Genomic DNA, 13899 nt, shown 5'->3' with positions numbered 1-13899 from the left:
CTTGGTATGAGCGAGCTAAGGGTGATGATAGTGCTGGTATCCTTACTTTTAGCTTGTTTTGGGGCGTTGAAAATAAAATCATTTATGTCGTGGCGCGATACATTCTTAGGCATAGGAGCGATATTTATCGGGTTTGTAATAGTTTGTTACGGTGATTCTACGATGTTCACTGGTGTCATGATAGAGATGTTTGTCATTGCATCTATGACTTTGGTGGCTTTTCGGCTAATTCATATGCGGTGGGGTATGGAAAACTATGATTCAGTTCGATATTATAGAATTACCATGAACAGAAAACAGAAAATAATTTTAGCCATTGTCTTGGTTACACTAATTGGTGGTCTGTTTGGGCTATCGTATTGGACAAAACATAATCGTAATATAAAAAACACAAGAAACCAATCTCAGATCATGTCCGAAGCCGCCAAATTCAAGTCAGAATATCCGCGAGTGGCGGCGAATAATCGCTTCGTTTATGCTAGCGATAAAGAAGTCCTCGATATCTTTGATAACGGCAGCGGTGTGGTTTTTTTGGGTTTTCCGCAGTGTCCGTGGTGCCAGCGTTTGAGCGAATATGTCGATCAGGCAGCTCGGGCTGAAAGTATTGATAAAATATACTATTTGAACATCCGCGATGCCCGCGCTAGCAACAGCGAAGTCTATCAGAAGCTGGTCAAGAAATTAGAGCCATACTTGGACAAAGATGACAATAATAAGCCGCGGATATTTGTGCCAGATGTATCGATTGTCAAGAACGGTAAAATCATCGGTCGCTACAAAGAGGAGTCCACTGGCGACGATAATATTACGCCGGATAAATACTGGACGGGTGAGAGAATAGAGCGGGCTTTATCTCAACTACGTGGATTTATGAGTCAACTGAAATAGTGCTAATTATTTAACACCGCCAGCTTTCAAAATTGCCCTTAATCCATTCTCGCCGCCACCAAAACCGCTGGTTTGATAGTCATTGATAACCATGTAAGGCAAGCCACTTACACCAAGAGAAAGAGCCTTTTGGGTATTGTCATCAATCTCTTTTTGGTGCGGCTTTTTAGTCATGCAGTCAGAGAATTTAGTTTCATCTAAACCAATATTTTTAGCAGAAGTAAGGAAGTATTCTAGTGGTAATGTTGGAACTTTTTGTGGCACAGCAACGTTTTTTACGCCAATTCCTTTATCGAAGTAATCACGCTTAATGCGAGGAACAATATCGTGCGTATATTGCCAATATTTGTCCTGGTCGGCGGCACAAAATGCTGCGTGAGCGCCAGTTTCTGTATTGTTAGTAACTTCCTTTAAGAGGGTAACTACGCGGTGTTCGTAGCGAACCTTGCCTGATTTAATGTACTCATTTTTGAAGAAATCAGCGTTGGTGGTTGCTTCAACTTCGGCGCAGAATGAGCAGAAATAGTCAGTGTAGTCGACAAATATGTTCTTCGCATCAGCAGAGCCTTGTGACATTTTTTCATTCCATGCTTTGCCGTCGCCAATATGGCGATTTGGTGGACGGTTGACAACGCCATAGATAAATAGCGCAACTATCCCTGCTATGATAATTGATAAGATTATCCAAATTGGGGCAATACCGCGTTCTTGTTGATGATTCATGACTCTTTCTCCTGTTTAGCTAATTCTGTGTACATAAAAACAATTTTTCCAGATTTATATAATGAGAATATGCTGAGCAACAGAGCCAGTATTAGAACTATCGTACTAGCAATATTGGCGGCGGTAGCTGCGGCAGCTCCCGAAAAAAATATTGCAACAATTGGCAGAATAATGGACGTGCCACAGGGGACGCAGCCCAGACCGATGGCGGCAGCAACTGACGCAATACCGCTGAGTCCGACTTGGCGGGTAACGGTTTTTTCCTCAACTTTATTCTTTTTTGCCGTAAAAATTACAGCAGCAATTGATATTCCTTGAAGGACTGAGACAACGATTAGTAAGGCGCCGTTTATTGAAGTAAAACCCTGCGTGAAGACGTCGGATAGCATAGTGCCTAGCAAGGCTATTTTATCTAAAAACGGTAGTTGCGACATCATGAGCGGTCCGTAAAAATTAGCGTTAATAGCAAAGAAAATTACCAGCGCAAAGATCAGCGAGGTGGTAGTTGCTAGTAGCAAATACTGGGGTATAAGAAGTAGTCTGCCAATCCCAAAAGATGCCGATTTAATCTGTTCCTGCTTGTAGTGGAGTTGATCCATGTATATTATTATACGCTATTTGTAAAAGTGATTCGACTATCAACAACGTCAACTCTTACAGTCTCTCCATCATGAATTCGTCCGTCAATCAGTTCCAGCGCCAGCGGGTCAAGCACCCGTTTTTGCACCAAGCGCTTGAGCGGCCGAGCGCCAAAGGCTGGGTCGTAGCCATCGCGGGCCAGCATGTCTTGGACGCTCTCGTCAAACTTCAGCGTAATGTCGCGGCTGTCTTTGACTTGGCGGGCGACGCGTTTCAGCTGGACATCGACAATTGCCCGCATGGCCTCTGGTCGAATGCGGTCAAAAATCACGATATCGTCGATGCGGTTGAGGAACTCTGGGCGGAAATGTTGTCTGAGGACGTCAAGCATTTGATTATCCAGTGCCGACAAATCGTCGCCATAAAAATCCATGATTGTCTGCGAGCCGACATTGCTGGTCATGATGATGACCGTGTTAGAAAAATCGACTGTTCGTCCCTGGCCATCGGTCAGGCGGCCGTCATCCAGCACCTGGAGGAACACGTTGAAGACGTCGGCATGGGCCTTCTCAATTTCGTCAAATAGTACCACGCTGTAGGGGCGGCGGCGGACCGCTTCGGTGAGTTGGCCGCCTTGGTCATAGCCAACATAACCTGGCGGCGAGCCAATCAGCCGGGCCACGGCGTGGCGCTCCATGTACTCGCTCATATCGATGCGGATCATGGCATGTTCGTCGTCGAATAATTCGCGGCACAGGCTGCGGGCTACCTCTGTTTTGCCGACCCCAGTCGGGCCGAGAAAGAGGAAGGAGCCGATTGGTCGGTTGGTATCACTGAGGCCTGCGCGTGAACGGCGGATGGCACTGGCTACCGCGGCGATGGCTTTGTCTTGGCCAATTACTTGGGTGCTGATATTTTCCTCTAATTTGGTTAATTTGCTGGATTCAGTCTCAATCAGCCGCTCCACGGGGATACCCGTCCAGCGAGCCACCACGCTGGCGATGTCATCAGGGGTCACCTCCTCGCGTAGCAAACGGTCAGCCGGCGGAATGGCCGCCAGTTCTTGGCGGGCGCTAGCCAGCTTTTTCTCCAGTTCTGGCAAGTCGCCGTATTTGATGCGGCTGGCGGTGGCCAGATCCGCGTCGCGTTCGGCGATTTCCAGCTGTGAGCGCAGACTATCCATTTTTTCGGTAGCGGTATTGACGGTCTGGAGGATATCCTTTTCGTGCTGCCATTTATTGTCAATCACCTCGGCCTGAGCCCGAAGGTCGGCGATTTGCTGCTTGATTTCCTCTGTGCGGGCTTTGGCGTGGTCGGATTTGTCTTTTTTCAGCGCGGCTTCCTCAATTTCTAGCTGCAAGCGGCGATTATTCAGCCGATCGAGAGCAATTGGCACACTCTCGAGCTGCATCTTCAGAGCGCTGGTTGCCTCATCCAGCAAATCGACTGCCTTGTCAGGCAAGAAGCGATCAGGTAGATAGCGAGTGGACAACCGCGCTGCCGCCACGATGGCATCGTCAGAGATTTTAACGCCGTGATGCACCTCGTATTTTTCTTTCAAGCCGCGCAAAATTGCCACGGTGTCGTCAAAACTTGGCTCGCCGACATAGACTGGCTGAAAGCGCCGCTCCAGAGCAGCGTCTTTTTCGACATGCTGGCGATATTCCGCCAACGTCGTCGCGCCGATCATGTGTAATTTACCGCGCGCCAGGGCGGGTTTGAGCATATTGCCGGCATCCATGCTGCCTTCGGTTTTGCCCGCACCGACCATGGTGTGAATTTCATCAACGAACAAAATAATTTCACCGGCGGCTTCTTCAACTTCTTTCAAAATTGCTTTGAGGCGTTCTTCAAATTGGCCGCGAAAGCTAGCACCCGCCAGCAAGCTGGAAATTTCCAAGGAAATCAGTCGCTTGTCTTTCAGCGACGCTGGCACATCACCCTTGACGATACGCTGCGCTAGAGCCTCAACGATGGCGGTTTTACCGACGCCCGGCTCACCGATCAGCACCGGGTTGTTCTTGGTGCGCCGGCTCAAGATTTGCATGGTACGACGAATTTCCTCGTCGCGCCCGATAACCGGATCAAGTTTATGTTCCCTGGCGAGTGCTGTGATATCGGTGCCGAATTTCTCCAGCGGCTGCTCAAGCTCTTCTTGCATATTTGGTGGCATAGATCCTCCTTTGATTTTTTGGGCTTTTCCAAGTCCGTATTTATGATACGCCGCGGCAAGAGACAGAGCGGGGATAATTGATATGATTATCATAGCAAATTGGCACTCTCAGTGCAAGAGTGCTAAATGGAAAAACTTTCCGATTGATAAATATTGTATCTGATATAATAATGATTAGAATCATAGCAAAAGGGGTACTTCATGAATATTCTCGTTACCGGCGGTGCTGGGTATATCGGCAGCCACACCATCATTGAACTACTGGCGTCGGGTCATGGCGTGGTGGTGGTTGATAATTTATCAAATTCATCTGCCGAGAGTTTGCGGCGGGTTGAGGAAATTACTGGTCAGTCGGTGCCGTTTTATGAGTTTGACCTATGTGATCGGACGCGGCTGGCGGAGTTATTCAAGTCTGAGGCAATTGACGCGGCGATTCATTTTGCGGGCCTGAAAGCCGTCGGCGAGTCGGTGGAAAAGGCGCTGCTCTATTATCAGAACAATTTGGAAAGCACCTTGACGCTGCTGGATGTCATGCAGGAATTTGACGTGAAAAAACTGGTCTTTTCTAGCTCGGCAACGGTGTACGGCGACCCGGCACGGCTGCCGATTACCGAGGACATGCCGCTGTCGGCGACTAATCCGTACGGCCAAACCAAGCTGATGATTGAGCAAATTCTGCGCGATGTGGCGGCAACCAAGCAGGGCTGGCAGTTTACCTCGCTACGCTATTTCAATCCCGTTGGGGCTCATCCGAGCGGCCGTATCGGCGAAGATCCGTCGGGCATTCCGAATAATTTGCTGCCGTTCGTATCGCAAGTGGCAGTCGGCAAGCGTGACCACTTGAGTGTATTTGGCGATGATTATGATACGCCAGATGGCACGGGTGTGCGTGATTATATTCACGTGGTTGATTTAGCGCGGGCGCATGTGGCAGCGCTGGAGCACCTGGGTGAGCCGGATGAATATAAGGTGTATAACATCGGTACTGGCCGCGGTACGTCGGTGTTGGAATTGGTGAAAGCGTTTGAAGCAGCGTCGGGCCGGGACGTCCCATACCAAATCACGCCGCGCCGACCGGGCGACATTGCCGCGTGTTATGCTGATCCAAGTTTGGCAGAGGCAGAACTGGGCTGGCGGGCAGAATTGACAATTGAGGACGCCTGCCGCGACGCCTGGAATTGGCAGAGCAACAACCCGAGCGGCTACAATAGTTAATTGCCAGATTTGGTAAAAATCTTCTTTTCGTAATAATCTGAACGTTTGGCGAGCTCGGCGTTCAGATTTTCAATTCCACCGTATTGCTCGGCCAGAGTTTCTTTACTAGAGAATAAATTTGTGCCCAGTCCCAATCGTTCGCCATCAACTTTTACGCCTAGTGCCGCCAAGGTTGATGGGTACATATCAAAGGTCGTAAAGCGGCGGTTTTTTGTACGATCGGTGGTAATGGCCGGATTGATAAACGCATTATAAATTGTTCGCTGATAATTGGTGCCAGCGGTTTTTTCATCGTAGTACGATGTTTGCATACCCAAGTGGTCGCCAGAAATTATAATTGTAGTATTTTTATAAAAAGGCTGAGACTGCACCCATTTGACGAATTCTGCCACTTGTTTGGATGAGCAGGCGTGGACGTTATCGTATTGATTATTGAAATTTTTAGCACAATTTTTATCCAAATAGCCATCGGTGAAATGCGTGTCAGCAGTCAACATTTGTAAGTTAAACGGTTTATCTGATGCTGCTAGGCGCGAGGCTTCTTCGCGGGCAAATTGGAATAGTTTTTTATCTTCATAACCCCACCAAACTTTATAATCGTCAGTAATTTGACCATGCTGTTTGGCGTAATTGTAATCCTGAATAGTAAAATTACCGTGTTGAGTTAGTAGTTTATCACGTCCGCCGAAACTTGCCTCAGATCCCATAATAAATGTTTGATTATAACCTTGTTTTTGGAGGATCTCGCCTAGGCTATAGGCGCCCGGCAGAAATTTCTTAAACTCACCTAGCGAGTTATGGTCACGTCCGCCAACTAAAGTTTCTTTTAAGGGGACGCCAGCTGATTGGGCGGCCATACCCGCGACAGTCCAACCGGTGTTCGTTGCTGGTAAAGCGCCGCCTATACCAGAAGCCTTATTTGAAAAGGAGGTATTTTTCAGAGCTAATTCTTCTAATTCTGGAATAATAGATACATCAGCGCTGCCGCCGTTGGCTTTTGAAGCCAGGGTGTTTTCCATTGACTCCAGATAGATATATATCAAATTGCGTTTTTCATCAGGAAAGGTTAATTTGGCGGTTTTTGGGTTAACGTAATTTTCTTCGTATAGTTTGGTTGATTGAGTTAGAGCGTAAATATAGCCAGGAATACCGAAGCTTTGAATGAGTAGTGTGAATGAGATTAAAAACATAGTTAGTGAATAAATTAAAGCGTATTTTAATCTCAAAAATGGCAGGATGATTTTTCTTGATGATTTAATTTTATCAAGGCAAAATGTAATTCCATGATTAAGGTAATTAACGGCTTTTTTTGAAACTGGTATGAGAAGTACGCCAAATAGTAAGAAAACTAGAGGTAGGTTCTGGAGGACGGCCGACCATAAATTGTCAGATTTGCCACCAGCTAGTCCGTTGACAAAATAGAAAATTATCTCATCAATCTGCGAGTCTTTAAAGACAACCGATTTATAACGTGCCGCAATTAAGAAGAATGCTGCTAAAAAGAGAAAGATAACTGATATCAATTTCGCCCAGAAGCGCTTGGTGAATTTAATTCTTTTCACTGCTACATTATATCACTTACGTTTTTTAGGGAGAAAGGGTTATAATAAAAGCATGAGCAAGAATAAAGCGCGTACATTTGGGATTAGTTGGTGGATTGGACTGGCTTTATTTGCTGGAATGATTTGTTTCATGTTGGGTGATATTTTGCAGCGCGACGGCGTGATCGGCTCGAAAACTGATGTTCTGGTGATGGGGACGAATGCTGGCTTTAAACCTTTTGAGTATATTTATAATAATGAAATTGTTGGCTTTGATGTTGATTTGGCGCGGGAAATTGCCAAAAGTATGGGCAAAGAGTTGAAAATTGAAGACATGTCATTTGACGGGCTATTGCCGGCGTTAGACAGTGGTCAAATTGATATAGTGGCGGCGGGTATGACAGTAACGCCGGAGCGGGCGAAAAACGCATTATTTTCCGAACCTTATTATTCAGCATCGCAGCGCATAATTGTTAAGAAGGGTAGCCCGATTCGCAATAGATATCAATTGTCGGGGCGAAAAATCGGCGTACAGCTGGGTACGACTGGCGATACGCTGGCATCAAAAATTGCCGGCGCGGCGGTTACACAATTCCAGACGGCGCCGAGCGTCTTGCAGGAACTAAGCGCTGGCAAGATTGAGGCGGTCATTCTGGACGATGCTCCCGCCAAGCAATATACAGCTGGTTTTCCTGGTTTGGAAATTTTGCCGGGCGCGCTTAGCGACGAAAGTTATGCCATTGCCATTAAAAAAGACAATACGGATTTGCTAGAGAAGGTTAATAAAGAAATTGCCAAGATGAAAAAGGACGGCCGATACGACAAATTAATTCGCAAATATTTTGGCGAGGAGGTAAAGTCGTGAACTTTTGGGAAGTGATTTTCGGCGGTGATCGTTGGTTGTTTTTATGGCACGGTCTGGAAGTAACGTTGGTTTTAACCGTTTTAGCGCTTATTTTGGGTTCAATAATTGGCATAGTTATTGCCCTGATGTGTACGTCGAATTTTCGTCCATTTGGCAGGATGAAATCGGGGAAGCTTGCCAAATTTAATCCACTGGCTAGCTTGGGGAAGCTTTACGTTGATATTATCCGCGGCACGCCGCTATTAGTGCAGCTGCTGATTATGTATTACGTAGTGTTTGGCTCGTATCAATTTATGCCGAAGATTTTTGTGGCAGCAGTAGCATTTGGCATTAACAGCGGTGCGTATATTGCTGAGATTATTCGTGGTGGTATCCAGAGTATTGATAAGGGGCAGATGGAGGCGGCGCGCTCGCTGGGTTTGAGCAATTGGCAAGCTATGCGACTGGTCATTCTACCACAAGCGATGAGAAATTCGTTACCAGCATTGATTAGCGAATTTATTGCTTTATTAAAGGAAACGTCGGTGGTTGGCTGGATTGGTTTGAACGATATTATGCGCGGCGCTGACAATATTCGTTTTCAGACGGCCACTGCTTTCCAGTCGCTGTTTGCCGCAGCGGTGATGTATCTGGTTCTAACAGCGATTTTTACGCGGGTGATGGCACGAGTAGAAAGGAAGTTGAAGCATGACGATAATCAGCGTTAAGAATTTGAAGAAAACATTTGGTACCAACCGAGTACTTCGTGATATTGACGTGGAAATTGACGAGGGTGAAATCGTCGTGGTGGTTGGCTCCAGCGGCTCCGGCAAATCGACGTTTTTACGCTGCTTGAACTTGCTGGAAGAGCCGACATCTGGCGAAATTATCGTCGATGGCGTTAAAATTACCGATCCGCATGTCAATTTGAATGCTTTGCGCCAAACTATCGGTATGGTTTTTCAGCAATTTAATTTGTTCCCGAACCTGAGCGTGATTGAAAATATTAAACTAGCACCTAAAAAACTCCGCAAATTATCGGATAAAAAGGCGACGCGCTTGGCGCGAAGTTTGCTGGACGATGTCGGACTGCTGGATAAGGCGGATGCCTCGCCTGATAGTTTGTCGGGCGGCCAAAAACAGCGGGTAGCCATCGCTCGAGCACTGGCGATGGAGCCAAAAATCATGTTGTTCGATGAGCCAACTAGTGCCCTTGACCCAGAAATGATTGGCGAAGTGCTAGATGTGATTCGCAAAGTTGCTGAAAAAGGTATGACGATGGTAATCGTGACGCACGAGATGAAATTTGCCCGCGAAGTTGGCACGCGGATGATTTTTTTGGACAAGGGCGAGATAATCGAGAACGGTACGCCAGCCCAGGTAATGGATCGCCCGAAAACCGAGCGCGCTAAAAAATTCTTCGCCAAATAGTCTAAGCGGCCCAGCTATAATTCGCTTAGAACTGGAACTTCTGTCAATTTGTTAACTAGCTGGTCCAAGTCAACCTCTGTTAAGTAGCTTGGTAAAATTCGCGTCGTCTTCGGATCGACAAAGCCGCATTCCGCTACTTCCTCGACGCCGTGCGATGTTTTCTCCAGGTTAATGTGCTGGTAATCTTGCCAGTTGGTGATGAGGAAGAAAAATTCTAATTGCTCGTTCGGGCCATGCGCTGATTGCCCGCCCGATTCGGCGAATTGTTGTATAAATAACAACTTACCGATTTCTGGTTTGACGCCTGTTTCTTCAATTATTTCTCGGCGTAGACCGTCCAGCAAGCTTTCGCCCATTTCCAAGCCGCCGCCTGGTGTACACCAAAAATCACGCCCTTTGCTGTTATTTGCAGTCAATTTTTGACAAAAAATCTCGCCCTGATCGTTGATAATAATTCCGCGTATATTAACTCGCCGCTGCATATAACCTCCTTTATTTTGCTTATAGCCAGAGGTTCTCGTCAGTGAACGTACGCTTCAAATAATTTCATGGTCGGGGTGATCCGATTTGAACGGACGACCTCACCGTCCCGAACGGTGCGCGCTACCAAGCTGCGCCACACCCCGACGCTAAAATAGTATAAGCCGAGCGGGTGATTTTGTCCAATCACCGTCCGTCGGGGTGGGGTTGGGCTGCCGCTTCGTGCTATAATAGAAGCTGGCTTTAGGTGGTAAAGGAACAAAATGAAGCATATTTTACGAATTTTTAGCGGCTACTGGCTGATGTTTATCATCTTGGTCGGCTTTACCTACGCCATGGTGATGGCGAATTTGTGGCTACCTGACAAGATGTCGGAAATCGTCAATAACGGCATCATCAAACAAGATATGCCGGCGATTTGGCACAACGGACTAGCTATGATTGTGGTGACGGCGGCGGGCGGGCTTTGCTCAATTGTCATCGGGTTTTTGGCGGCTCGGATCGCCACTGGTATGGCGCAAAAACTACGGACAGAACTATTTGAGCGGGTCGAGAGTTTCGCGCTGGCGGATTTTAATAAATTTTCTACCGCGTCGCTGATCACGCGCTCGACCAACGATATTCAGCAAATTCAGATGACGTCAATCCTGCTGCTGCGTCTGGCGTTGATGGCGCCGATCATGGCAATTGGCGGTCTGCAAAAAGCCATTCATAACGCGCCAAATTTGAGCTGGATCATTGCGCTGGCGGTGTCGGTGCTGCTGGTGGTCATTGCCGTGTTGTTTGTCATTGCTGTGCCTCGGTTCAAGAAATTGCAAACGCTGGTGGACAAGCTCAATTTGGTAACGCGCGAAAACCTGGTCGGTTTGAAAGTCATCCGCGCCTTTCACAATGAAAAGATTGAGCAGAAAAAGTTCCAGCAAGCCAATACCGAGCTGAATAAAATGAATTTATTTGTCAATCGGCTGATGATGCTGCTCGACCCAATCATGACGCTGGTGATGAACTTTTCTAGCGTGGCGATTGTCTGGTTTGGCGCGCATTTGATTAGTAGCGGTAATCTGCAAATTGGTAATATGATGGCGTTTTTGGAATACGCCATGCAGGTGATTATTTCGTTCCTGCTGCTGTCGATGGTATTCATCATGGTGCCGCGAGCGGCTGTGTCGGTGAAGCGGGTGGGCGAGGTGCTCGACACACTGCCGTCAATTGTTGATCCGCTATCGCCGCAACAATTGCCACATGACGCTACGGGCAAAATTGAATTCAAAGACGTGACGTTTACCTATCCAGACGCTGATCTGCCAGTGCTATCCAATATCAATTTCACAGCTGAACCAGGGCAAACCACAGCGTTCATTGGCAGCACTGGCTCGGGCAAATCAACGTTGATCAATTTGATCCCGCGCTTTTACGATGTGTCGGCAGGGCAGATCTTGCTGGATGGCGTGGATATTCGCCAGCTCAAGTTGGAAGATTTGTACGATCAAATCGGCTACGTGCCGCAAAAGGGTGTGTTGTTTAGTGGGACGATTGCCAGCAACATCAAGTACGGTAACGCCAAAGCTAGCCAAAAATTGGTCGAAAAATCCGCTAAAATCGCCCAAGCCGCCGAGTTCATCAACGAGCTAAAAAACGGCTACAAAAACGACATCGCTCAAGGCGGCAGCAATGTTTCCGGCGGCCAGAGGCAGCGTTTGTCGATTGCCCGGGCGATCGCTGTCGAGCCGAATGTCTACATTTTTGATGATTCGTTTTCGGCGCTGGATTTCAAAACTGACGCCAAATTGCGTTTGGCGCTTGCCAAAGAAACCAAACATAAAACCGTGCTCATCGTCGGTCAGCGCATCAATACCATCATGAACGCTGACAAAATCATCGTGCTGGACGAAGGTAAAATTGTCGGTCAGGGCACGCATCAGGAATTGATGAAAAATTGTAAAGTCTATCAAGAAATTGCCGCCTCCCAGCTTTCGGAAGATGACCTGTATAAAATGTCGGCGACGACTGCGAAAGGAGCGGCATGATGGCTCAGCAAAGCATGAAAAAACGCCAGCCAGTGAAGATGGGCGGTCCAATGGGCGGCGGTATGGGCGCCGGCGAAAAAGCCAAAGATTTCAAAGGCACGGTCAAGAAGCTAGCCAAATACTTGGCGGAGTTCCGCTGGCAAATGCTCATGGTGGCGATTTTTGCGGTCGGTAGTACAGCGTTTGCGATTGTCAGTCCGAAAATTTTGGGCGGCGCCACCAACCAAATCGTCGAAGATTATGTCAGTATGAAGGCGTATGAAACCATCACCAGCAAGCTGCCAAATGGTGCTTCGTTGCCAGCTGGCACGACCGGTGCTGATGTTCTGAAGCAGCTACCGAACAAGTCGGAAATTGAAAGTCAAATTCCGTCCAACCAGCTTGAGACCATTAAAAAACTCGATCTTAGCCGGCGTCCAGAATTTCACTTTGAGGCAATTTGGCAGGTGGTCAGTTTGCTAATTGGCTTGTATATACTTAGCGCCATTTTCCGCTACATCCAAACCTGGTTGATGACCCAAGTGACGCAAACAGTTACTTTCAGAATGCGTCGGCAATTGTCCGAGAAAATCAACCGCCTGCCGCTGAGTTATTTTGACAAGCAAACCTACGGAGAAGTCCTGAGCCGCGTTACCAACGACGTTGATACTATTAGCCAAACGCTCAATCAGAGCCTGTCGCAAATCGTCTCCTCGACGGTGATGGTGCTGGGGATTTTGGCGATGATGTTTTCCATCAGCTGGCAAATGTCGCTGGTGGCGCTCTTGGTGTTGCCGCTAGCTGGCGGCGTAATCACGCTGATCGCCAAAAGCTCGCAAAAGCAATTCCTCCGTCAGCAAACACAGTTGGGTGAATTGAACGGCCACATCGAAGAAATGTACGGCGGCCATCAGGTGATGCGCGTGTTTAACGGCCAGAAAAATTCGCTGGCTAAGTTTTCACGGATTAACGACCAGCTGCAGGAAAGCGCCTGGAAAGCTCAATTTTTGTCAGGACTGATTTATCCAATCATGAACTTCATCGGCAACATTGGCTATGTCGTGATGGCGATTTTGGGCGGCTGGCTGGCGATCAACGGTCGGCTGAAAATTGGCGACATTCAGGCGTTCATCCAATACATTAACCAGTTCAACCAGCCGCTGGTGCAAGTTGCTAACATCGCCAATGTCCTGCAATCGACCGCCGCCGCTGCCGAGCGTGTGTTTGAATTTTTGGATGAGTCAGAAGAAAAGGCGGAGGGCAAGGATTTGGTGAAATTGACTCACGTTAAGGGCGAAGTTGAATTTGACAACGTAGTCTTTGGCTACCGACCCGACCAAACCATCATCAAAGGTTTGTCGGCGCACATCAAGCCAGGTCAGCGCGTGGCGATCGTCGGTCCAACGGGCGCGGGCAAAACGACGCTGGTTAATTTGCTGATGCGATTTTATGAAATTAACAGTGGTGCGATTAAAATTGACGGCGTGGATATTCGCCAGATGAAGCGCAGCGAGGTGCGGCAAATGTTTGGTATGGTGTTGCAGGACACCTGGCTGTTTAACGGCACGATTCGCCAAAATTTGCTGTATGGCAATCCAACAGCCAGCGAAGAAGAGATGGTTGCTACCGCCAAGGAGGCGCATGTCGATCACTTCGTGCGGTCGCTGCCAGGTGGTTATGACATGATGCTGGGCGAGGAAGCCACGAATATTTCACAGGGTGAGAAACAGCTGCTGACGATTGCCCGGGCAATGCTGGCGCGCACGCCAATGCTGATTTTGGATGAAGCCACCAGCTCAGTTGACACTCGCACCGAAGTGCTCATCCAAAAAGCCATGGACAAGTTGATGCAGGGCAAAACCAGCTTCGTCATCGCTCATCGGCTGAGCACTATTCGCGACGCTGACCTGATCTTGGTCGTCCGCGACGGCAACATCATCGAACAAGGTAAGCACGACGAACTGCTGAAGAAAAATGGCTTTTATGCCGAGCTGTATAATAGTCAGTTTGCTGAGTAGA

At 47.9% G+C, this 13899-nt stretch carries 12 protein-coding genes and 1 tRNA gene; 7 read left to right on the top strand and 6 right to left on the bottom strand.

Annotated features, from left to right (window positions below; genetic code table 11):
• Window positions 1-6: 6 nt before the first annotated feature.
• A complete protein-coding gene (locus TM074_RS03560; RefSeq protein ID WP_369000320.1) occupies window positions 7-888 on the top strand; it encodes a hypothetical protein in 882 nt (293 codons plus the stop codon).
• Window positions 889-894: 6 nt separating this feature from the next.
• On the opposite strand, the gene TM074_RS03555 is transcribed toward TM074_RS03560, so the two are convergent.
• Genes TM074_RS03555 through TM074_RS03545 form a run of 3 tightly spaced genes read right to left on the bottom strand, consistent with a single transcriptional unit; the run spans window position 895 to window position 4363 of the window.
• Window positions 895-1611 (bottom strand): DsbA family protein, encoded by a 717-nt coding sequence (locus TM074_RS03555; protein ID WP_369000319.1) that lies wholly within the window; start codon window positions 1609-1611, stop codon window positions 895-897.
• Entirely contained in the window at window positions 1608-2210 is a 603-nt protein-coding gene (locus TM074_RS03550; protein ID WP_369000318.1) for a hypothetical protein, read from the bottom strand. Before TM074_RS03550 ends, TM074_RS03555 begins: the two co-directional genes overlap by 4 nt.
• Before the next feature lie 8 nt (window positions 2211-2218).
• A complete protein-coding gene (locus TM074_RS03545) occupies window positions 2219-4363 on the bottom strand; it encodes an ATP-dependent Clp protease ATP-binding subunit (protein ID WP_369000317.1) in 2145 nt (714 codons plus the stop codon).
• Between the two features lie 201 nt (window positions 4364-4564).
• On the opposite strand from TM074_RS03545, the gene galE reads away from it, so the two are divergent.
• Entirely contained in the window at window positions 4565-5578 is a 1014-nt protein-coding gene (gene galE / locus TM074_RS03540; RefSeq protein WP_369000316.1) for a UDP-glucose 4-epimerase GalE, read from the top strand.
• Here the strand turns inward: galE and TM074_RS03535 are convergent.
• Window positions 5575-7140, bottom strand: a complete 1566-nt coding sequence (locus tag TM074_RS03535; RefSeq protein ID WP_369000315.1) for an LTA synthase family protein — start codon at window positions 7138-7140, stop codon at window positions 5575-5577. The two genes, galE and TM074_RS03535, sit on opposite strands and share 4 nt — an antisense overlap.
• 52 nt (window positions 7141-7192) lie before the next feature.
• Here TM074_RS03535 and TM074_RS03530 point away from each other — a divergent pair, with 52 nt between their 5' ends.
• From TM074_RS03530 to TM074_RS03520, 3 genes are read left to right on the top strand one after another with little or no spacing between them, the layout of a single operon-like run.
• Complete coding sequence (locus tag TM074_RS03530) at window positions 7193-7984, top strand: basic amino acid ABC transporter substrate-binding protein (protein WP_369000314.1); 792 nt, start codon at window positions 7193-7195, stop codon at window positions 7982-7984.
• A complete protein-coding gene (locus tag TM074_RS03525; protein WP_369000313.1) occupies window positions 7981-8691 on the top strand; it encodes an amino acid ABC transporter permease in 711 nt (236 codons plus the stop codon). The genes TM074_RS03530 and TM074_RS03525 overlap by 4 nt, the downstream gene beginning before the upstream one ends.
• The gene (locus TM074_RS03520; RefSeq protein WP_369000312.1) at window positions 8672-9394 is read left to right on the top strand and encodes an amino acid ABC transporter ATP-binding protein; all 723 of its coding nucleotides are present in this window, start codon (window positions 8672-8674) and stop codon (window positions 9392-9394) included. Before TM074_RS03525 ends, TM074_RS03520 begins: the two co-directional genes overlap by 20 nt.
• Window positions 9395-9408: 14 nt before the next feature.
• On the opposite strand, the gene TM074_RS03515 is transcribed toward TM074_RS03520, so the two are convergent.
• Both TM074_RS03515 and TM074_RS03510 read right to left on the bottom strand, forming a co-directional pair.
• On the bottom strand, window positions 9409-9876 hold the full coding sequence (locus TM074_RS03515; protein ID WP_369000311.1) for an NUDIX domain-containing protein: 468 nt from the start codon (window positions 9874-9876) through the stop codon (window positions 9409-9411).
• A gap of 67 nt (window positions 9877-9943) precedes the next feature.
• Window positions 9944-10020: transfer RNA gene (locus tag TM074_RS03510), tRNA-Pro, on the bottom strand.
• A gap of 117 nt (window positions 10021-10137) precedes the next feature.
• Here TM074_RS03510 and TM074_RS03505 point away from each other — a divergent pair.
• Together TM074_RS03505 and TM074_RS03500 are read left to right on the top strand one after the other, a co-directional pair.
• Window positions 10138-11901, top strand: coding sequence for an ABC transporter ATP-binding protein (locus tag TM074_RS03505; protein ID WP_369000310.1), 1764 nt, complete (start codon window positions 10138-10140; stop codon window positions 11899-11901).
• On the top strand, window positions 11898-13898 hold the full coding sequence (locus tag TM074_RS03500; protein ID WP_369000309.1) for an ABC transporter ATP-binding protein: 2001 nt from the start codon (window positions 11898-11900) through the stop codon (window positions 13896-13898). The genes TM074_RS03505 and TM074_RS03500 overlap by 4 nt, the downstream gene beginning before the upstream one ends.
• The last annotated feature ends 1 nt before the right edge of the window (window position 13899 follow it).

Source organism: Candidatus Nanosynbacter sp. TM7-074 (genome assembly GCF_041006295.1).
Classification (GTDB): Bacteria; Patescibacteriota; Saccharimonadia; order Saccharimonadales; family Saccharimonadaceae; genus Nanosynbacter.
The sequence above is the reverse complement of the archived record's forward strand: the minus strand, read 5'-3'. Positions and strand labels throughout refer to the sequence as shown.